We start from the raw sequence: 20,362 nt of genomic DNA, 5'->3' as shown, positions 1-20,362 counted from the left end.
TCGTTGGTTTCGTGGTTAAATTTCTGACATAAAGGCGAGATAGGCTCTTTCTTCCCTCTGCAAAGAAGCCTTAAGTTGTCTAATATGTTTTTTGGCTCAAGATAATCGCAGGTAATGTTGCCATCGGTTCCTATATATACCATATAAAAGGGTGAATTCTATTTCTATTGTCGATATTAACGCTGTTGTTTACATTTTTAAGTATAAAAATAACGCCTTTGGGTAGCTCATTTGTGGCTGAAACAACGGCATGTAGTCATTTAGGAGAGGTAAAAATAAAATGATACTCATCTACTAAGTCTAACTGTTTTTTAATTCTTGATAGACGTATATAGAAAAATAAGACCATCGGCTGAGAAAACATAAGAGATTTAATTTGCAAAGGTTACACTATTACTTTTTTAACCAACGATAATGCAATAAAATATTATGGATTTATAAGTAAAATTTGCCACGCTTCTCATAAATAAACGCAATAAATATGAACTAAAACCAGAGTTTATTTTTAGAAAAAGTATAGGAAATGGCAGGTAAATCTATATATGCTATTTTATCACAAAAAATAAATAGATAATTAATAATAATTTAAGTTTAAAAAAGACAGAATATCGTCTATTAGGTTAAATTAAAGAGGTAAAAAATGAAAAGAATTTTAGTTTTACTTGTAGTTTTATTTTCTATTGGGTTTTCCAAAGATCTTATTGAATCGGGAATAGAAGCTTACGAGAAAGGCGACTACCAAAAAGCTGTTGAACTGTTTAAAAAAGCTTGTGATAGTGGAGAGGTTAGGGGTTGCTCTAACTTAGGGTTTTTATACGAAAACGGTCAAGGTGTAAATCAAGATTACCAAAAAGCAGCCCAGCTTTATCAAAAAGCTTGTGATAGTGGAGAGGCTATGGGTTGCTCTAACTTAGGGGTTTCATACCAAAACGGTCAAGGTGTAAAACAAGATTACCAAAAAGCAGCCCAGCTTTATCAAAAAGCTTGTGATAGTGGAGAGGCTATGGGTTGCTATAACTTAGGGGTTTCATATGTAAACGGTCGAGGTGTAAAACAAAATTACCAAAAAGCTGTTGAACTGTTTAAAAAAGATTGTGATAGTGGAAATGCTAAGGGTTGCTATAACTTAGGGGTTTCATACAACAACGGTCGAGGCGTAAAACAAGATTTTTCCATTGCAAAACAATATTACGGGAAGGCTTGTGATTTAGGACTTCAGTTGGGATGTGATGATTACAGAAGGCTAAATGAAAAAGGCTATTAAAATTTAGGCTCAAGACAAGTTAAGTAGATTCTCTCTTATCAATTTCAATAGATTCTAATATAAGTTTTCCTGTGTAGTTTTAGTATGCTATCTAAATTCACAATTCGCTTTTTTAAGGTGAAGTAAAAAATTATCTTTACTTATACCTTTAAATAACGAGTCTTTGCTTCATAATTTACTAATCCGTCATAAGCCTTCCAACAATCAGAATAATATAGTAGAGTATCAAGATCACTGAACTCCGACAGTATAGGCATTAGTTCATTTGTAGGGCAATTTTTAACTATCCCAGAATAGACCTTACCATCTCTTTTAAGCATACCAAACACTGGTGTTTTATTTGCCATTCCTCTACCTCTCTTGTCTCTTGCTCTTTTAGTCCTGAAGTAGCCTTCGTCTATTTCAATCTCACCGCTAAATTTACTTATTTTTTGCACCCTTTTGATACAAGAATTCTAATCTCTTAGAATTTTATTTGTAGAATTCCTAGAAATTTTATAGATTTTGGCTATCTTTATGGCTTCTAAATCTAAAGAAAAATATTTCAAAATCTCAGGAAATTTCTTCTCTGAAATTTGGTAACGATAGATATACTTATTTTTTAATTTCACTACACTCGTTACTTTTTAGGAACATCAGTAGGATCATAGTTAAAAACTCCTTTTAAAGTTTTTAACTTGTTTTGAGCCTATAGTTATTTGTGATGTTTTTTAAAATTATACTAAAGACGATAACAGTCTTTGCTACGTTACTTCTTGTTGTAATTACTGGATACAAATTTTTGTTTTCTATTAATTTTGATATATTGAAAATTTAACTTGGCGGTATGATAGTTTGTATAGTATTTGTATGTAATATAAAAAATAAAAAGAATGACATAAATTATTTATAAAAAGGACTATGCTTTTAAAGCAGTATTTTAAAAATTTTACGCAAAAATATGCTAAAATTACAGTCAGCTTAAATTTTTGCTACATAAATTTTAAATTTGCTACAAACTTTAAGCTATATTTTATGAAAGGTGACTGCAATATAATATTGTAGAAACATCGTAGTTTAGGTATTTATGGTGTCACGGGGGAGACTTGAACTCCCGACCTCCGGCTTATGAGGATTTTTTATATGAGCTCCTGAAAGCCTGAAATACGCACTTTAGACGATTTTTACTTAGTAGTTACATAAAACTGTTCCATTTTTGACCGGTTGGCTATTAAATATGGGACAACACTTAAGGGAGCGAAACGGTATATATTACTACCGAGTCACACTTGCTCCAAGCATTAGAAAATTTTTTAACGAAAAGCGAGAAATTTGCTTCTCCACATCCACTAATCTCTTGGAAAAAGCCAGAAAAAGGGCTAAAATTCTAGACAACAATCTTTACTTGATAAAAAGGGCGGTTCACATGAATCTTGGTGATAGCATAATCCAATCTTTTGTAAATTCGTTTATGAAAGTAAAGCTTAGTAAGAGCATCAAAGAGCACTCTCTTCTTAATAAGAAGATGGATGTAGAATTTCTAAATGCGCTCAATGACTACTTTAAACAAAGTTTGATAGATGGCGGTCTGCCTCAAATTTTAATTAAGGATATAAGTAATATCACTAACACTGCTGGCGCTCTTGGTAGCAAGAATAAAGAGAACATAGGGCAAACTCTTTTAGAGAAAAACATACTAACACTTAACTATCTTGTATCAAAGCTTGAGAAGAGCAGTGTGCTCTTTGATGACAAGCGTGAGCACTGTTTCCTTGAAGATGATTCTAGTGATAACTTAGCCAAACATGCCAAACCTAGTTCGTTTGACGCTAAGGACATAGCTTCATTCCAAGAAAATATAAAAGAGCTTGAAGATAGTGGTTGTTTGCCCATTACTGATGGGCAGCTTAAGGCTATGGCTCAGAGGATTAGCGAGACGGTTTATGCCATACTAGATCAAAAGTATGGCTCAACTTCAAATTTAAAGCTAGTAAGAACAAAGAATAGCCATAGAAGCATGGAAGATATCATATTGGATCCAAATCCACCAAAAAATATCAAGATAAAATTAGATGACGATAGTAGCTTTAGTATTTTTAATCCTAGCGCCAAAATAACCAAAGAGTATGAGATCAGGCAAGTACTGCAAGCGACATCTGGCTCTAGCAATCAATTCTCAGCTTTAAATTTAGAAGATCAAAAGAGCTTAAAGGATGCATTCGAGATATTTGAGACAAACACTAAAAGAGCTGATAAGTGGTCGCCAGATACGCAAAGATTAGTTACTGGCGTAAAAAAGCTCTTATTTTTATACTTTAACGAAGATACGCCAGTTTATAGGATCACGAGAGATAACTTGCTTGAATTTAGAGATCTTCTTTATAAAATTCCAACCAAGCTAGCTCAAAAGAGTAGGTATAAAGATAAAAGTTTATCTCAGATACTTAAGCTGGGAGAAAAGGACGATAAACTCTCTGAACCTACTATTCAAAAATATATGATAAGGGTTATTCAGTTTTTTAACTACTGCTTTGATAGTGGCTATATAGGTAAAAGCATAACTGCAAAAATGAACGTCAAGATAGACGTAGACCCTAGCGAGAGGGCAGTGCTTCCATACGATGTATCAGAAGCTAGGAAAATCTTTGACATAGTAACCAACATCAAACAAAGCGGAAAATCTCCAAGTTCAAGGATAGAGGCTAGTGAGCTCTACTACGTCACAATGATAGCTGCTTATAGTGGCATGAGGATAAAAGAGATCACACAACTTCATAAAGAAGATATAGTCTTAAAAGATGGAATTTACTGCTTTAACATAAACACAAATGATGGTAAAACTACCAAGACCAAAAATAGCATTAGGTTTGTGCCTATCCATAGTAAGCTCATAGATCTAGGCCTGCTAGAATATGTTAATAGCAAGAAAAGCGGAAATATATTTAAGGTAAGCAATAAGGACTTCTCTGAAATTTTTAGAAGCCAGATCCAAAGAAAGTTTATAGACAAAGACTCTAAAAAGACCTTCTACTCTTTTAGACACTACTTTATAGACTATCTAGTGCAACGCGAGGTAGAAGCAAATCTTATAGCCCAGATAGTAGGACATGAAAAGCAGTATAAAATTTTGCTAAACACCTATGCTAAACCTATTAATGCAAACACACTAAAGGCTAAAGTAGAGATGGTATCGTATGATAATGAATAGGAGTAAATTTCAAAGCATAAACTTTTAAGACTATCTTTATATCTTATTTAGTATTATTTTAGGTATTAAATAAAGGATAAAAATGCAAACCATACAAGCAAATTTCACAGCTAGCATAAGCGAGCTAAAAAAGTCTCCAGCTCAAATTTTAAAACAAGCTGGAGATAATGTCGTAGCCATACTAAACCACAATGTCCCTAGCGCCTATCTAGTACCTAGCTCTGTCTATGAAAAGATGAAAGAGATAATAGAAGAGTATCATCTAAGCAAAGCAGTAGATGCTGCTCTAGCAAGTGGTGAAAAGCCAGTAAAAGTAAGCTTAGATGAGCTATGAGTTCTTGCCAAGTGCTTTAAAAGAGTGGCAAAAGCTAGACAATAGCATAAAAGTGCAGTTTAAAAAGAAGCTAAGTGAGCGTCTAGAAAACCCAAAGGTTACCAAAGACAAGCTACGAGGCTATGAAGATGTCTATAAGATCAAGCTAAGAGATGTCGGCTACCGCTTGGCCTATCAAGTAAAAGATGATGAGATCGTAGTATTGGTGCTAGTTGTTGGCAAAAGAGAGAACAACGAAGTATACAAGATGCTAAAGGATAAATTTAACTAAGCATTAAGCTAGACTTTAGTCTTCTGTGATTTGCTAGTAACTAATTTTATGTTATTAGCTTGTCCTATCTAAGTGCTCTTTTATGATGAGCATAACCCCTTACATTTTTATTATTTTATTTTCTTGATTTCATACTAGACTAAATTTCTAAGAGAAATTTAAAAGCTACAAAAATTATATTATATATTTCATAGTATTTTTAAAAAACACGCATTTTAGCGGCCTGAAGCCTATCAGATTCCTTGTTTTAGGCTGTGAAATTTTATAAAATAATCTTAAAAGATATTTAAAGAGCAAGTCTGCCAAAAATTTTATGACATAGGATTTTTGAGTGGCTTCTTCTTGGATTAGGAGTAAATTTACGTGAGTTCTGAAAAGATAAAAAAACGCAAGGTAACCAAAGTCATAACTAAAAGACTTAGGCTAAGTAATGCAGAATGGTTGGTAATTAATGATAAATTACAAGAAAGTGGCCTAACTTTCTCAAAATTTGCCCTAAGAGCTATGTTGTCTAAGCAGATTTATGCACCAATTATGAGAGAGCTTTTAGCTGAACTATCTAGACATGGACAAAACATGAACCAAATAGCTGCCAAATTAAATAGTGGGCAAAGCCTAGATAGAGTTGGTATTGAGATCATAGCGGACGATAATGATGTCTTACATAAAGTGTATGAAGCATTGTGTAAATAATATGTTGCTTGATTTACTTTGCATCAATACAAATAAAGGCACTAGTGATGCTAGTTAAATTTCTTCGTACTTATACTGGTGGTGGCCTTGGGAGCATAAATTATCTTTTAAATGAGAGAAAAGCTGCTGGAACAGCAAGAGTTATAAAAGGTGATGAAAATTTAACTAGAGCTATTATAAAAGGCATCACCTATAAACAAAAGACCTGTTTTGGTGTTTTATCATTTGAAGAGAAGTATGACTTTTTGACTGAAGAGCAAAAACTAAAAATCATTAAGGATTTTGAACGTGCTCTTTTGGGTGAATATATGCTTGAACGTACAAATGTATTATGGGTAGAGCATTCTGATAAGGATGGACGGCTTGAGTTAAATTTCCTTATCCCTAAGATAGATCTTGAAACAGACAGGTCATTTAATCCTTATTTTGCTAAATATGATCAAACTAGAATAGATCTAATTAAAAAGATCATTAACGATGAGTATGGACTATCAAGTCCAGATGATCCAGCAAAAGAGCAAACTATATTGTCTAGCAAGAAAAACATCAATCATTATAAAAATTTGGAAGAGCTCGACCAAAAGCTGCACGATCTGGTTAAGCAAGGCTATATTAAAAATAGAGACCACATGATTGAACTTCTTAAACAAAATGGTATCGAAATAACCAGGATCAACAAAAAAGGCATAACGATCATACTGCCTACTAAAAAAACAAAAAATCGTCTAAAAGGAGGAATATACGATGCAGACTTCACCAGTGCTCAAAGACTTGGAGAACTCAGCCAAAGCTCAAGCAGAAGAATTAGAGAATTCCATGATAGAAATACACAAGCAGAGTGCAGAGAAAATAGGCGAAAACTTGAGGAGCTTATTGTTAAAAGAGATAGATTTAATCAAGAAAGATATGTCGAAAGAACTTCAAAAAACAATATCCTTGCATCACAAGGACAGATCGGTGATAATCTCGCTATCAGTTGCTACCGCACTAATTTTGGGAATAGCAATTGGCTGGGTAGTGCACGCAATGATATTAAAGGAAGAAGTAGCTTGGACGATACCAAAACAATGGAGATACAGCCAACCTACTGCAGACAAGACCCAGAGGGAATATTACATATCAATTCCAAAAGACGAAGAGATAACAGAGAACGAGCGCAGGAAATTTATATTAATGAAAATGGAGTAGAGGATGACAGCATTAGAGAAAGCATTGCTAGAAGAGAACGAGCGCTTGACCAAGATGATCGAAGACGAAAGGAACAGACACGAATTAGAAATAATGAATTTGCAACAAGACTGCGAGAAGGAGCTTGTGATATTACGGACAAATGTGACAGCGCTAATAAAGAAAGTCAAGAGCTTGAACAAAGATTGCAACGACGCCTTAACGGAATCTTTGCAGCAACAAAGAGATATGTACGAGAGTTCAATATCTTGCTTGGAAGAAAAATTAAAAAATTCAGAAGAAAAATTCCAAAATTTGAGAGAAGCATACGAGAGCTTACAGATAGAGCACAAGATGCTACAAGAATATGTAGAGAATTTATAGAGGAGCGTGAATACTCCAAAAAAACCAGCATACATCACCATGCAAGTGATGTATGCAAGGAAAAAACTCAAAGCCTAGAAGATATGTTTTAAATTTAGCGACTATATTAAGTTTATTAGACAAACCATCTCATTTATTACTTCCAAAAAACCTTATTTGTTACGTTGCCATTTTAAAAATCTACTAAAATATATTTTGCAGACCACAAAAAATAATTTAGTCTAATTATTTTTTATACTTATGGCTACCCTTAGTAAACTTAATATTTTATTAAAAATAGCCTATCCTGCATGGCCATTTTTAATTAAGAAAATATTTTTTAGCGTGGGTCAAGGGAGCGGCAAGCTCTCCTTGCGAGCCTCTATGGAGCAACAAATGGTAACATTTTGTAGCTACATAGAGTATGCTCGCCCTAATATCTGAATTGAATTTTGGCGCATACTGGAATTAAATCAGTCCCACCAAAGAATGACTTAGTAAAAGTAAATTTTTGTAATTTTTGTGATTGGCATATTTGTCACTTGTTTATTTTGACTGATAAATTTGGATAGTCAATTATTTTATGGTTACTTTAATTAAAACTTAAAAAGCAAGAAGCTAGGAGGCAAACCACGAATGATATTAGCATCTTAAGCACCAATATAAATTCATACACTAAGCAACAGCACAAACAAGGCAGGTCTGCAAATTTTAGTGATATTTTTAACCAAAAGACCAAAGAAAAGATTAGCGAGCCAAACCTGTAACAACTTGTCAAGGACTTTCTAATCATTTTTATCATTTTTTTGATGTTTTTCACTCTCAATTTCTCTAAGCATTATGCGTTTCAATTTGTCTTGCATTGTTTCAGTAGTATTTTTATTAAAATGTACAACAACTTCATAGGTAGTTTTTCCAATCTTCTTTATTGTTTTTGTTTCTGTATTATTTTTTTGCATATCATCATTCCTTTTCTTGCAATTAAAAAGCGATTAGAATTTTTTACTTTTCCAATCGCTCTCATTCATCTATTAAGTTTTGTGCTTTCTTCAGCTTTTCTTTGCTCTGTATTTTTCTTCTATCAAGTCCCGTTATCCTAAGAGGTAAACACATCTCGATTATCCTTGAATAAATCCTGCCAAGCATTATATCTTCCTGTTCTTTTTCTATATCTTTGAAATTAAGGTTAGTAGTTATAATGGTTGGTCTTGCCTTTAGGTATCTTGCATTGATTACATTGTAAATTTGCTCTAAGGCATATTCTGTATTTCTCTCTATTCCAAAATCATCAAGAATTAGTAGGGTAGGGCTTGTTATCTATTCGATATATTCGTTTCTATCAAGATTAAAGCCGCCTTTTTGTAAGTCGTTTAATATCTGTGCAAAGTTCCTCATTTTTACTGTATGGCTATATTCTGTAATTATAGCGTTGGCAATAGCACAAGCTACATAGGTCTTGCCACTTCCTACATTTCCGTAAAGTAACAGTCCAACATTATCTTTTCTCATTTCTTCAAAATGTTTTACATAGTTCTTTGCTTTTTTGATGATTTCCTTATCTGTATCTTCATCGGCATTTTTAAAGGTGTAGGCTATTTGATTTTTGGATATAAAGCAGCTTTGTCTCAACCTATCTTGTTTTAACAGTTTTTTCTTGTTCGGCTCTATCTCTATCACATTTACAAGCCGTTCTGATAATCATAGGCTTATCCAACATCGGAATTACCTTACCGTCTATTCTTTCATTACAAATCTTGCAATAGATATGTCCGTCTTCTTCATAGTGAGTATCTTTGTTGTAGATAAAATCTGTCCCTTGAATTTTTGTAGTAATCATATTTTCTTTATCATTCATAATTTTAGTCTCCTTTTCTACATCAGGCTCTATAATGCGTTTTTAAGGCTTATTTTTATCTTAACCATAGTCTGACACCTCTTTTATGATTAAACCCTTAAAAACACCTTTTATAGGCTGTCGCTGTCTTCATAGTTGGTTGAATAGGTTCTATGGCTTTTATTTTGATTATTTTTCTGTGATAGCTTTTCTTTATCCTGTTCATACCAATTCATACCAATTAAGGATTGTTACATAGTGGTCTTTGTAGTCTGTGCCTTTACTTTTGATATATCTTAATAGCTTTTCAGTCATTGTATCTGTATGACCTTTCAGCCTATCTTTTAGATTTTGGTATTTTTCATCGGTTAAATGAATATTTTGATACTCTCCATAAAGGGACACTGGGGCAACCTGTTCTATTCTCCTCTTATCTAATCTACCCTTAACTATACTATGCGGACAAACGGTTGACACTTGGTTGTCATTTGGTATACCAAGATTTTCAACCTTGATATATGCTCCATTTTCCGTTTGCGTTATACTTTGCTTTTCTTCAAGATACATCGTTTCTTTTCGTCTGTCATTTCTGATGTAGTTATTTATCTTCCAATAGGTAATGACTATAACCCCTCTTTAAAAGACAATTACAAAACCTTTTGTAATTAGAATTTTTAAGTCATCATCATCTGCCCTCATAGATAGATGAAAATACAGGCATTGGCTACTTAATGGCATATCCAAAAATAAGTCGCTATCCACTATCTTTATTGAAAACATCCTTTTATCTGCCATTTTTCTCTCCTATCTTTTGTTATGAAAATGTAGCAACAAATCGTTACTCCTTTTATCTTTTAAGGAAGTCGTGTTTCACTACCCCCTTTGATTAGTACTGTCTTTGATTTAGGTACACTCCCATTTTGGGAATGTGGCATTTGTCATCTTCTTATTTTTCTTTTGTTGTTTTAGATGTCGGTCTTAAAAATACTTTTGCTTTTCTATAAACTGAATGAGCGTTTTGAAACGGTACAATAGAAAAAGCCGACTATACTTTTAACTTTTGTTGTTTCAGTATGTCGGCTTAATGTAAGCTATCTGTTTCAAATTTTTATTGTCAAGGGTGAGCGATAGTGAATGTGCTTTACCCTTGATGATAAAAAAGCGAATGAATTATATTCAGTTGTCTTTTGCCTTTAATACGGAAAAATGCTTCGGCTTTTTTCTTTGCTCCCCGCAAGGGTAAAAGCACCGCAGGTCGCAAGGACACCTAAAGGGTGTATAATTGCGCCCTTAGAAAATCTAAGGGAATTACAATTATACTATGTCCTTGCGTTTCTTAGTCTTTTTGAAATGCTCTTTGCAAAATAGCCTTTATTTCTTCATTACTTTTCTCGCTTGCTCCCTCAATTAAACTTTCTAAGATTGCTCCTCGCTCTATCAATCTATGGTTTCGCTTTTTTCTTTCTTCAAGGCTCGTTTGCTTTCTGATTTTCTTTTCCTGATTTTTAAGCTGAGATAGTTTCTTTTCATATTTTTTTTCTTCTTACTTGCTTTCAATCTTTTCTTTTACTTTTTCTAATTCTGTTTTTATTGTCCATAAATTTCATCTCCTTTCAAGTTTTTTTCATAAGAAAAGACGATAGATGTTTTACTTTCTATCGTCTTGAATCTGTATTATTCAGCTCGACAAACTGAAATTTGACTTACTTCTTGTATTTCTCAACGATTATGCCTGCTACAATACCTACAATAAATCCCGCCGTAGTAACAGCCGAAAACTTAAACTTACCCCAAAGAGAAGGAAGCGCAGAAATCGCAAGTGCATACCAAAACAGATTACTACTGAGCAACCAACCATATAAATAACTATGCTCACCAGTTGAAATATTAGTAAATAGCCAACCAATCAAGTTGCTCTCACCAATATATCACCAGATATACAGCTATGTATCCCAATGTTATATAAACATTTTTCTTTCTCAAGTATAATCACAATCCTTTGTCAAACGGGAATTTTATTTTCCTGTCACTCGTTTATAGGATCATAGTCGGAAGGGACAGGTGCTACTATACTTACAAAGATGATATCCTCATCTCCAGTATTTTTTGCTCCGTGGCAGGAGTCTTTCTTCGATACTATGACATGGCCTTTCTTGAATGGAACCTCTTCATTAGGCTGGGGGTAGAATATTCCCTCTCCCTGAAGGACGATCCATATATCGTCGGAATTGTGGTGATAGTGCTTTTGCAATGTCTGACCGGGTTTGATAACCCAGACCGATCCGCCTGTAGATTCTGTCTGATAAAACGGTGTTCTGACAGCCTTTTCCGGATCCTCTTTTTTTACAAGGTCCATGCAATAGATTCTCTGTTCGCTCATGATTATTTGCTCCTTTGTATTCCATAGTTTAATCGAAAAAATGCGATTTAATGATATACCGACAAATTCTAATTTGTCTACTTCTTTATGTTTTTTAATCTCTCATCATAATATTCTTCTACAAATTTATGATTTTGGTGTTTTTCAATTTGCTTAGTGATAAGCTCTATCATTTGCTCATTTTGTTCTACTGTGTAGTTGAAATTTTTCCAATGAGAAACATTGTCTAAACATATTTCAACCAACTTTTCAAAGGTTAATACCCTTTCATTATCGGAATAATATGTTTCTTTTATATTTTTTGTTGTTGTAACTTGTATATTAGCCTCATATAGAGTGTTCAATACATCAGAGCTAATAGAAGTATCAAGAGTTGCTAAAAACATTTCTCTTGCACCTGTTCTTCCCATTTCTTCAGGTACTTCTTGCCATCTTTCTCTTAATGTGGTTTTTGCACTAATTAAGACAGTATTTCTCTTATTTACAATGTATTCTAAAACACCCGGAGAAACTAAATCTACCAATTTACCAAGACCTTTATTGACAAACTCTTGTTTACCTATATTACCTTGACTGTCAAGTGGAATCCCTGCACCAATCAAAATGAGTTCTATAATACTTTCAAATTCTTTACCTGCTCTACTCCTCCTACTTTGAGTATTTGACAAAGTCAAAGCATATATATGTTCCGGAAATTCTTCCACAAACCAAGTAATTGCCTCTATTGGTGTAAGAGTTTTGATATACTCATCATCAACTAACTCTTTTAGCATTTTTGAAGTAAAGTCTTTTTCTAATGGCTGAAATTCACTCCAACAGCTATTTCTAAGTTTTTCAACAACTTCACTTGCATTACTTAAAAAGAATTCTTTAGGGACTTTGTCGTATCCTAATGTAATAAAATTATCATAAACTAAGTCATAAGGCTGTTTAAAGCCTTCTTTCCTTTTTTCTTTAACTAAGTTTTTATATTCATCAAGAGAAATATTTGCCATAACTCTTTTCCTTTCTTGAAAAATTTTCTTCTATATGGTACAATAGTGTCAAATAGAGGACAGTTAGTCCTTGAAATAACATATATAAAAAGGAGAATATATATGAATATTATACCACAAATCATAGATAATTCCCCTGCTATTTTAATAAAAAATAAGCGTATCAGATTACAAATGACTCAAAAAGAATTAGCTGATGCTGTTGGTATGTCCAAATTCGGAGATAGGACAATTCGCAGATGGGAAAATGGAGAAAGTCAGCCATCGTCCATTGAGCTGAAACATATTTTATCATTTCCTGAAAAAGTACCTTTCCCTAATAATGAAAATGCCCCCTATAAAATCATTGATTTATTTGCCGGAATTGGTGGTACAAGGCTTGGATTTTACCAAACAGGTAAAACAAATGTCGTATTCAGTAGTGAAATTGATAAATTTGCAGTAAAAACATATAAGGCAAATTTTGGTGAAACTCCTTTTGGAGATATTACAAAAATATCTGAAAAAGATATTCCTAATCATGATATTATTGTCGGTGGTTTTCCTTGTCAAGCATTTAGTCAAGCCGGTAAAAAGCTTGGTTTTGAAGATACTCGTGGAACATTATTTTTTGAAATTGCAAGAATTATTAAAGAGAAACGACCTAAGGCATTTCTTCTTGAAAATGTCAAAAACCTAAAATCTCACGATAAAGGTCGTACCTATAAAACAATAGAAAAAACATTAAAGGATTTAAACTACGATGTTCATTCTATTATACTTAAAGCAAAAGACTTCGGTGTTCCACAAAATAGAGAGCGTATTTACATTGTTGGATTTGATAAGGATAAAATAGATAACTATAAAGATTTTTCTTTTCCAATTCCTCCCTGCCCAGATGTTTCTGTGGGAAATATTTTAGAGCAAAATGTTGATACTAAATACACCATTTCAAATGCACTTTGGCAAGGTCATCAACGACGAAAGAAAGAACATAAAATAAAAGGAAATGGATTTGGTTACACATTGTTCAATGAAAACAGTCCTTATACAAATACATTATCTGCAAGATATTATAAAGACGGGAGTGAAATACTTATTGAGCAAAAAGGAAAAAATCCACGAAAACTAACACCTCGTGAAGCTGCAAGACTTCAAGGCTTCCCCGAAAACTATATCATTCCTGTAAGTGATACTCAAAGTTACAAACAGTTTGGTAATTCTGTTGCCGTTACTGTTATCCATGCAATTGCAAATAACATAATTGATATACTTGATACCTGTACTAAAAAAGAGATTAACTAACTTCAATCTCTTTTTTCTAACTTATTAACTTGTATACCTGCCCTTTTCAGAACCTTTAATTTTTCTTGTTTTCTCTGTTCTCTCCTTGCCTTATACCTTTCCTCATATTCCTGTTGTTTTCCATTTACTTTACGCTTTAAGTAGTTTTGATGAAGTCTATCTTTTCTTTCCTTGATTTTTCTCTCTTCTTCCTCAATTTTTAATCTTTCTTCTTCTTCTTCAGTCAATTCTTCTTTTGGTGGCTCATAGTTACCGATAAAATTAAAATATATCTCTATTTTTTTGCTTTGATGTTTGACTACTTTTTCTATTCCTTTCATGAACAATAATCTTTTCTACAAACTCATTTATCATTGTAGTTGTAAGTTCATCAAAATTTTCATATCGGCTTATTAGAGATATAAACTTTTTCGCCTTATCTGTTTCTTTTTCATATCTTAATATTGCAAACTCTAAGTCTTTAATTTCTTTGCTTAAAGCTATTTGCTCTGTTTCATATTGACTGTTAAGTATCTCATATCTATTACTTGGTATTTTTTCAAGTATCATATCTTCGTAAATACGGCACATCAATCGTTCAAGTTCCTGAAGCCTGTTTTTACTTTCCATTAATCTTATTTTTGTCTTTTCTATCTCTACTTTTTCCTTTTCTTCCATTTCATTTTAAATGGAACGGATAAAGGCTTCGTGATCTTCATCAAGATATTTTTTAATGTCTTTTAAGGTTTCCTGTATAAGGTTTAAGACTGCTTCCGCTTTTATCCTGTGAGTAGATGGACAAAACGTTCCACAGGGTACTTTCGTGTAAGCACTGCAAGTGTAGTAGGGAATATTTTTGTAATTACTTGTTCTATGAACATACATTTTACTGCCACAATCTGCATAATACATAAGGCCCAGTTAAAGGGTGATATTCTCCCCAACCATCGGGATACCTTTTTACATTTCCTCTTATCCTTTGCACATTATCAAAGGTTTCTTGGTCTATAATTGCCTCGTGGGTATTTTCAAATATCAGCCAGTTTTCTTCAGATACATATTTGCTTTTCTTATCCTTGAAATGCTTTCTTGTTTTGAAGTTTACAGTATGACCTAAATATTCCTGTTTCTTTAAGATACTTACAATTGTAGAACTGCACCAACGATAAGGATGTTCAAACACTTTGCTTTGATGTAGTCCATATCCTAATTTTTGCTGATGGTAAGCAGGTATATCTACTTTTTCACTTTCCAATATCTTTGCTATTCGATACGGACCATTGCCTTGCATGGTCAGATTGAATATTCTCCTTACTATCTCCGCTGCTTTTTCATCTACAATCCACTTATCTTTGTCTTTTTCATCTTTGATATATCCATAAGGTGGAGAGCTTGCCGTATGCTTTCCGCTTTCCCCCTTTGACCTGAATGTAGATTGTATTTTTCTTGAAGTATCTCTTGTATACCATTCATTCATAATATTTCTAAAAGGGGTAAAATCATCTTCTCTATAAAAGCTATCTACATTATCATTGATAGCAATGAGCCTAACTCCCTTTTGTCTTAAGATTTTCATACATTGACCGACTTTAAGATAGTCTCTGCCAAGTCTACTCATATCTTTTACGATTATACAACCTATTATATTACCTTGATTAACTCCGTTCATCATTGCCATAAAGCCCGGTCTATCAAACTGTGTTCCGCTTATTCCATCATTTGTAAAATGTATGATGTTGCTTAAATTATTTTTACCTGCATATTCTTCAAGGATTTTCTTTTGATTTACAATAGAATTGCTTTCTCCTTGAAGTTCATCATCACGACTTAATCTCTCATAGAGTGCTGTTATCTTTTCATAATTCCTCATTTTTACCCCCTTTCTCTTAGTTTCTTAAATAAAAAAGAATTAAGAAGTACATATTTCACTAATATAGTGATTAAGTGTTCTCCTTAATTCTATTACTCCAAGAGCCAGCTAAATTTACTTATACTATTCCCTCTCAAAACAGCCTCATCTCTTTAAATTTCAGTGACCTTCAAGCTTATGGCTACACAGTGGATAAAGCTGGTTTTATGGGAGCTGACTTTAACAAAGCTGCAGGCTTGCCACAGGACTTTAAAATTCACAAAAGCACGCTTGATGAGCTTAGTAGATTTGCCGAGCGTAACCATGTGCTAAACCGCATCAAGAGCAAGGACGAGCAGATAAAGATCTTTGACAACATCGATATGGCTGACACCATAAAGCACTACTACAGACTATTTGATCAAATGACCTCTGCTTTAGGCGATGATAAAAAGAGCTACACCCTTGCAGATATAGGCAAACTACCAAAAGGTTATAGCACAAAAGGCACTCGCTATGATGCCAAAGGATACTTGCTAAAAGATCTATCAAACTCTACTATCTCAAACATCTACTCTAGCAGCGATGAGCTAAATAGCGCTAAGTCTCTAAGTAAAGAGCTTTCAAGTGCAGGAGTTAGGCTCATAGTAAAAGAGGTTGATTTTACGATGAGCGAAGCAGGTGATGAGTTTAGCTTTAACCCTGATATGTCTGTATATCAAGCAGATGAAGGTTATAGCAAAGAAGCTCTTTTCATGGGATTTTTGCGTAGTTCTAGACCACTACCAAGTGATAGTGCAAAGACTAAGTTTAGCAGTGCTGCCTTAAATGATATCTCAAGCACTGGAGAGCATAAAGAGTATTTTGTGGATTTTGAAAAAATGGGTAAGGATAACGAGAGCATAAAAGCGCTCATAAAAGAAAGACTTAAAGAGCTCACGCTTTTGATGTATGCAAGATCAAAGAACATTAACGCAGAAAGTGTCACTTCAAACGAATATGAGAAATTTAAGCCAACTAGCGAGGATATAAATTCTCTAGCAAATTCTTGGAGCAAAAGGATAAGCTCTATCAGCAAGACTTTTGTGTAGAGATAAGTTATATATAAACTAAATCGCTAAAAGGTCGATTTAGTTATTGATTATACTCTAGCCCATAAAAGCATTAAACCTAAGTAGGTTGAATTTATATTCTTTAGCCGAATATGTGTTAGTGTATAAAAACAGCATTGCTGGATAGATGGTAGCAAGATGCTCTAATGCAAATTAATACCATAAAAAAGAATTAAAACCTATGAAAGAGATGCTGGAATATCTAAACAAAGCGAGACCTTAACAATGCTTAATAATATAACCTATTCGCCAAATCTAAATAACAATTCACTATTTGAAGGAAAAGAATTCGCAAGTAGAGTTAATTATAAGAAAGTGATGGGCAATAGCACAAACTTTACTGGGGCTTTTAAATCCAACAATGATGACAAGCAAACCATTTGGGGCAAAAAATCAGATGATAATCTAGAAGGACAAAAGATACGTCAAACTTTAGAAAGATTTGGCGTATCTTTTAGTAATGAGGGTCGTAAGCTTCTTGAATCGTCTAATATAAGTGTAGATGAATTTATTGAGAAATATTCTAAGGTTATAAATAGGAGTATGCCACAAGAGATTGGTGATTATGGACTAATAGATCAAAAAAGCGATCATGAAGAACAAGACAATCAAACTGACACGCAAAAACAAGAAACCTTTAAGCCTATGCAAGTAACTAAGAAATTTAAAACTTATGATATGCAAGCCGATGAAAAATTTAAAGAATTTTACAAATTTATAAAAACTGAATTTGATAATGGCGAAAGTATATTCGAAATTTTAGAAAAAGTCGCAAATAAAAAAGTGGATAAAACCATATAGAGGGTCAAATTTAAAGCAATCACTACTTTATACAATAAATAAGATAGCTATTTTTTATTTATCAAGCCATCTTATTTAAAATTTGCTTCTTATCTATCTTTTGCATAAGCTCTAAGACGTCTATGCCTCTTTTTTCTTTGAAATTTAAAAGCTCTCTTGCATAGAGGAATTTTTGATCCTTATTTATATCATAGGTATCATACTTCTTTTTAACCTGCATAGGTTTAAATTTCTTCTCATTTTGCTCTTTGGCAAAATTTGCTTTGTATTCTTGTTCTTCTTTAATTATCTGCTTTCTTTGTTCTTCGACATCTTTTGTTGCTTTCTCTCTTGCTTTGGCAAATAATGTTTTAAATTCATCTATGCTTAGATCGGTTCTATTTAAAAGACTAAGCGACTCGTCATTATTATTTGGATAAAGGGAGGACATAGTTTCCATAAAAGCATCTAGTTCATCTTCTTCTTCTTTTGTGCCGATACCTATTAATTTTCCTAACATGGTTGGCTTGCCATCAACAGAGTTGGTAAGTAGCCAATCCATATAGCTTTGTAACTCTCCGACTCTAAATTCTTCCATAGTTTCTGGAGGTTTTGATGCTAAAGCTCTTCTTTCTTTCATGGGGTAATCAGACAGCATACTATCTATTCGATTTATAGTATCTGTTATCCAGCCCTCTTTACTTTGGTCTATATCAATAAATTCTTTTACATTATCAGTCCAGGGTCTAAACATATACTTTGAGTAATCAAATTTTTCTTCGATGACGCTTTTATCTTGCTTGCCTTCTTTGGCTACATTTTCTTTGTGGATAGTGTTATCTTGTATCGGTGTATTGCTAAGTCCGTTTATGCTAGTTATCATTTTAACTCCCCCTTACGCCTTTATATCAACATCTCTTTTTATGCCAAGCATATCTACTAGATATTTTCCAGCTGGGTTTTCATTTAGCTCTTTTACTAAATTTAAAGGTGACATACTAAATTTCAAAAAGCTATCCATAAAGTCTTTACTCTTCTTACCATCTTTATCTATCTCGCCAAAGAGTAGCTTTAGCATTTTTAGATTATGCTCCATCATCTTTTTAAATGAGAGTTCGTCTTCTTCATCTGAATACTTACCGACAAACCCAGTCGTTAGATCTACATAGACAAGGTCTCTTTTATACTTAACATACTCTTGCATATATTCAGGCATGCCAGCTAGATCAGAGTCGCTTGCCTTGTTGAAATTTGCTCCAAATTTCATCTCACCCATAAGCTCAAATAGCTCAAATGCCCTACTAAATTCTTTACTATCTACGCTCTTATCAAAGCCTTGCTTCTTTCCAAAAACGGTAGTTTCACCTTCTTTAATATCAAGGTTGCTATTTATGACGGCTGCTAAAAGTCCGCCTTTGGTTATAGAGCCATCTTTATTAGTGTATCTTTCGCCGTGTGGATCGATAAAAACACCACTTCCCACGCTCTCCTTGCCGCCATTGTTGTTGTTAAAGATATCTGTTGTTGGCTTTAGTGGTTGCCTGCCATCTCCGCCATTAAAGCTTGGGTTGAAAAAGAGCGTGCTTATCATCTGCTTGTTTGACTCTTTGTAGTTAAAGCTAGAAGCAGCTGCATCAAAGTCATGAATGGAGTTATGTATCTTGGTTACTTGCATACTTTGGCGATTATACTCAAAGCCTTGAGGGAAATTTCTTATCTCATCTAAGCTAAAGCTATCTTTTGAATTTAGCGTGTCTTCGCCAACTACTTGTGAGAGTATTTTATAAGCATTGCCAGCAGTCTTTGCTATATCTATGCTTTTAAAGGTGCGACTAAAAAATGAAGTTCCCTCTGCAACATTGACTAACGACTCCAGCGTGCTTGAGTGAATTTTATAGTCACTTGGGATGCCAGCTTGCTTATTAAACTCATCTGTAAAGTAGCCATCCTTATCTACCTTGTAGCCTAAAACCTCAGAGCTCGTTTGTTTAGTGGCAACTTTGGTTGATACCTTTATGTTCTGCTCTAAATTTAAGGGGTAGCTACTAAGTGCGTTTATCATCTAATATCCTTTAAATTTAAGCCATCTTATTTAAAATTTGCTTCTTGTCTATCTTTTGCATAAGCTCTAAGACGTCTATGCCTCTTTTTTCTTTGAAATTTAAAAGCTCTCTTGCATAGAGAAATTTCTGATCCTTGTTTATATCATAGGTCTCATACTTCTTTTTAACCTGCATAGGTTTAAATTTCTTCTCATTTTGCTCTTTAGCGAAATTTGCATTGTATTCTTGTTCTTCTTTGATTATCTGTTTTCTTTGTTCTGCAACATCATTTGTAGCTTTTTCTCTTGCTTTGGCAAATAAAGTCTTAAATTCATCTATGCTTAGATCGGTTCTATTTAAAAGACTAAGCGACTCGTCATTATTATTTGGATAAAGGGAGGACATAGTTTCCATAAAAGCATCTAGTTCATCTTCTTCTTCTTTTGTGCCGATACCTATCATCTTACCTTCTATTGTTGGTTTGCCGTCTATAGAGTTATCCCTCAGAAAATCCATATAGCCTTGAAGTTCCCAATCTATCGCTTTTTCTATGGTTTCTGGGTATTTTCCGTATAGAGCTCTTCGCTCTTCTGGAGAGTATTTGTTCGATAGCATACTATCTATTTTATCTATGGTTTTTGTTATCCAGTCTTCCGTTCCTTCTTCTATACCGATTATCTTATCTAGTCCAGCACCAAATGGTCCTTGCATATAAGCATCAACTTTAGCTTTCTCATCTTCTGCAGATAAATTTTTATTACCGTGAGCTATGTAGTCATCTAAAATTTCTTTATATTGCATTGATCCATTGTAGGTAGTAATAAACAT

General features: G+C 33.5%; 23 protein-coding genes and 2 pseudogenes. 9 read left to right on the top strand and 16 right to left on the bottom strand.

The window, feature by feature from the left end; all coding sequences use genetic code 11:
- Nucleotides 1–640 precede the first annotated feature (640 nt).
- Nucleotides 641–1,264: a tetratricopeptide repeat protein gene (locus CCON33237_RS00280; protein WP_054195890.1), complete on the top strand. Its 624-nt coding sequence runs from the start codon at nucleotides 641–643 to the stop codon at nucleotides 1,262–1,264.
- A 54-nt stretch (nucleotides 1,265–1,318) separates the two neighbouring features.
- Here the strand turns inward: CCON33237_RS00280 and CCON33237_RS00275 are convergent.
- Nucleotides 1,319–1,875, bottom strand: a pseudogene (locus tag CCON33237_RS00275) (transposase).
- 794 nt (nucleotides 1,876–2,669) lie between these two features.
- Here CCON33237_RS00275 and CCON33237_RS00270 point away from each other — a divergent pair.
- From CCON33237_RS00270 to CCON33237_RS00250, 5 genes are all read left to right on the top strand, one after another.
- On the top strand, nucleotides 2,670–4,451 hold the full coding sequence (locus CCON33237_RS00270; protein WP_054195889.1) for a site-specific integrase: 1,782 nt from the start codon (nucleotides 2,670–2,672) through the stop codon (nucleotides 4,449–4,451).
- Between the two features lie 82 nt (nucleotides 4,452–4,533).
- Nucleotides 4,534–4,785, top strand: coding sequence for a type II toxin-antitoxin system Phd/YefM family antitoxin (locus CCON33237_RS00265; RefSeq protein WP_054195888.1), 252 nt, complete (start codon nucleotides 4,534–4,536; stop codon nucleotides 4,783–4,785).
- Nucleotides 4,775–5,056, top strand: coding sequence for a type II toxin-antitoxin system RelE family toxin (locus CCON33237_RS00260; RefSeq protein ID WP_054195887.1), 282 nt, complete (start codon nucleotides 4,775–4,777; stop codon nucleotides 5,054–5,056). The genes CCON33237_RS00265 and CCON33237_RS00260 overlap by 11 nt, the downstream gene beginning before the upstream one ends.
- Before the next feature lie 363 nt (nucleotides 5,057–5,419).
- Nucleotides 5,420–5,749, top strand: coding sequence for a plasmid mobilization protein (locus CCON33237_RS00255; RefSeq protein ID WP_054195886.1), 330 nt, complete (start codon nucleotides 5,420–5,422; stop codon nucleotides 5,747–5,749).
- A 47-nt stretch (nucleotides 5,750–5,796) separates the two neighbouring features.
- Nucleotides 5,797–7,392, top strand: coding sequence for a relaxase family protein (locus CCON33237_RS00250; RefSeq protein ID WP_054195885.1), 1,596 nt, complete (start codon nucleotides 5,797–5,799; stop codon nucleotides 7,390–7,392).
- A 672-nt stretch (nucleotides 7,393–8,064) separates the two neighbouring features.
- Here the strand turns inward: CCON33237_RS00250 and CCON33237_RS00245 are convergent.
- The 8 genes and pseudogenes from CCON33237_RS00245 to CCON33237_RS00210 form a co-directional block, all read right to left on the bottom strand.
- Nucleotides 8,065–8,238 carry a transposon-encoded TnpW family protein gene (locus tag CCON33237_RS00245; protein ID WP_009295461.1) on the bottom strand — a complete coding sequence of 58 codons (174 nt, stop codon included), beginning with the start codon at nucleotides 8,236–8,238 and terminating at the stop codon, nucleotides 8,065–8,067.
- A gap of 61 nt (nucleotides 8,239–8,299) precedes the next feature.
- Nucleotides 8,300–8,596 (bottom strand): ATP-binding protein, encoded by a 297-nt coding sequence (locus CCON33237_RS10195; RefSeq protein ID WP_107698022.1) that lies wholly within the window; start codon nucleotides 8,594–8,596, stop codon nucleotides 8,300–8,302.
- Complete coding sequence (locus tag CCON33237_RS10190) at nucleotides 8,597–8,956, bottom strand: P-loop NTPase family protein (RefSeq protein ID WP_054195884.1); 360 nt, start codon at nucleotides 8,954–8,956, stop codon at nucleotides 8,597–8,599.
- Entirely contained in the window at nucleotides 8,910–9,134 is a 225-nt protein-coding gene (locus tag CCON33237_RS10185) for a hypothetical protein (protein WP_009295464.1), read from the bottom strand. The genes CCON33237_RS10190 and CCON33237_RS10185 overlap by 47 nt, the downstream gene beginning before the upstream one ends.
- A gap of 201 nt (nucleotides 9,135–9,335) precedes the next feature.
- Nucleotides 9,336–9,680: a hypothetical protein gene (locus CCON33237_RS09710; protein WP_009295465.1), complete on the bottom strand. Its 345-nt coding sequence runs from the start codon at nucleotides 9,678–9,680 to the stop codon at nucleotides 9,336–9,338.
- 769 nt (nucleotides 9,681–10,449) lie between these two features.
- Nucleotides 10,450–10,638 (bottom strand): annotated as a pseudogene (locus CCON33237_RS09765) (DUF3847 domain-containing protein); the annotation flags it as partial.
- 501 nt (nucleotides 10,639–11,139) lie between these two features.
- On the bottom strand, nucleotides 11,140–11,493 hold the full coding sequence (locus CCON33237_RS00215) for a cupin domain-containing protein (RefSeq protein WP_009295467.1): 354 nt from the start codon (nucleotides 11,491–11,493) through the stop codon (nucleotides 11,140–11,142).
- Nucleotides 11,494–11,570: 77 nt separating this feature from the next.
- On the bottom strand, nucleotides 11,571–12,488 hold the full coding sequence (locus CCON33237_RS00210) for a type II restriction endonuclease (protein WP_009495139.1): 918 nt from the start codon (nucleotides 12,486–12,488) through the stop codon (nucleotides 11,571–11,573).
- Nucleotides 12,489–12,590: 102 nt separating this feature from the next.
- On the opposite strand from CCON33237_RS00210, the gene dcm reads away from it, so the two are divergent.
- On the top strand, nucleotides 12,591–13,772 hold the full coding sequence (gene dcm, locus CCON33237_RS00205; RefSeq protein WP_021084971.1) for a DNA (cytosine-5-)-methyltransferase: 1,182 nt from the start codon (nucleotides 12,591–12,593) through the stop codon (nucleotides 13,770–13,772).
- Nucleotides 13,773–13,774: 2 nt separating this feature from the next.
- On the opposite strand, the gene CCON33237_RS10180 is transcribed toward dcm, so the two are convergent.
- Genes CCON33237_RS10180 through CCON33237_RS10165 form a run of 4 tightly spaced genes read right to left on the bottom strand, consistent with a single transcriptional unit; the run spans nucleotide 13,775 to nucleotide 15,621 of the window.
- The gene (locus tag CCON33237_RS10180) at nucleotides 13,775–14,092 is read right to left on the bottom strand and encodes a hypothetical protein (RefSeq protein WP_428844942.1); all 318 of its coding nucleotides are present in this window, start codon (nucleotides 14,090–14,092) and stop codon (nucleotides 13,775–13,777) included.
- On the bottom strand, nucleotides 14,034–14,429 hold the full coding sequence (locus CCON33237_RS10175) for a DUF4368 domain-containing protein (protein WP_009295471.1): 396 nt from the start codon (nucleotides 14,427–14,429) through the stop codon (nucleotides 14,034–14,036). Before CCON33237_RS10175 ends, CCON33237_RS10180 begins: the two co-directional genes overlap by 59 nt.
- Before the next feature lie 6 nt (nucleotides 14,430–14,435).
- Nucleotides 14,436–14,636: a recombinase zinc beta ribbon domain-containing protein gene (locus tag CCON33237_RS10170; protein ID WP_429827803.1), complete on the bottom strand. Its 201-nt coding sequence runs from the start codon at nucleotides 14,634–14,636 to the stop codon at nucleotides 14,436–14,438.
- A gap of 1 nt (nucleotide 14,637) precedes the next feature.
- Nucleotides 14,638–15,621, bottom strand: a complete 984-nt coding sequence (locus tag CCON33237_RS10165; RefSeq protein WP_429828456.1) for a recombinase family protein — start codon at nucleotides 15,619–15,621, stop codon at nucleotides 14,638–14,640.
- A 74-nt stretch (nucleotides 15,622–15,695) separates the two neighbouring features.
- Between CCON33237_RS10165 and CCON33237_RS00195 the strand changes: the two genes are divergently transcribed.
- Nucleotides 15,696–16,691: a Cj0814 family flagellar-dependent secreted protein gene (locus CCON33237_RS00195; protein WP_236842011.1), complete on the top strand. Its 996-nt coding sequence runs from the start codon at nucleotides 15,696–15,698 to the stop codon at nucleotides 16,689–16,691.
- A gap of 246 nt (nucleotides 16,692–16,937) precedes the next feature.
- A complete protein-coding gene (locus CCON33237_RS09760) occupies nucleotides 16,938–17,513 on the top strand; it encodes a hypothetical protein (RefSeq protein ID WP_234398883.1) in 576 nt (191 codons plus the stop codon).
- A gap of 61 nt (nucleotides 17,514–17,574) precedes the next feature.
- Here the strand turns inward: CCON33237_RS09760 and CCON33237_RS00185 are convergent, their stop codons facing one another.
- Genes CCON33237_RS00185 through CCON33237_RS00175 form a run of 3 tightly spaced genes read right to left on the bottom strand, consistent with a single transcriptional unit; the run spans nucleotide 17,575 to nucleotide 20,362 of the window.
- Nucleotides 17,575–18,375: a hypothetical protein gene (locus CCON33237_RS00185; RefSeq protein WP_054195883.1), complete on the bottom strand. Its 801-nt coding sequence runs from the start codon at nucleotides 18,373–18,375 to the stop codon at nucleotides 17,575–17,577.
- 12 nt (nucleotides 18,376–18,387) lie between these two features.
- Nucleotides 18,388–19,554 carry a Cj0814 family flagellar-dependent secreted protein gene (locus CCON33237_RS00180; protein WP_054195882.1) on the bottom strand — a complete coding sequence of 389 codons (1,167 nt, stop codon included), beginning with the start codon at nucleotides 19,552–19,554 and terminating at the stop codon, nucleotides 18,388–18,390.
- A gap of 16 nt (nucleotides 19,555–19,570) precedes the next feature.
- A complete protein-coding gene (locus CCON33237_RS00175; protein WP_054195881.1) occupies nucleotides 19,571–20,362 on the bottom strand; it encodes a hypothetical protein in 792 nt (263 codons plus the stop codon).

This window comes from Campylobacter concisus, assembly GCF_001298465.1.
Lineage (GTDB): Bacteria > Campylobacterota > Campylobacteria > Campylobacterales > Campylobacteraceae > Campylobacter_A > Campylobacter_A concisus.
The sequence above is the reverse complement of the archived record's forward strand: the minus strand, read 5'-3'. Positions and strand labels throughout refer to the sequence as shown.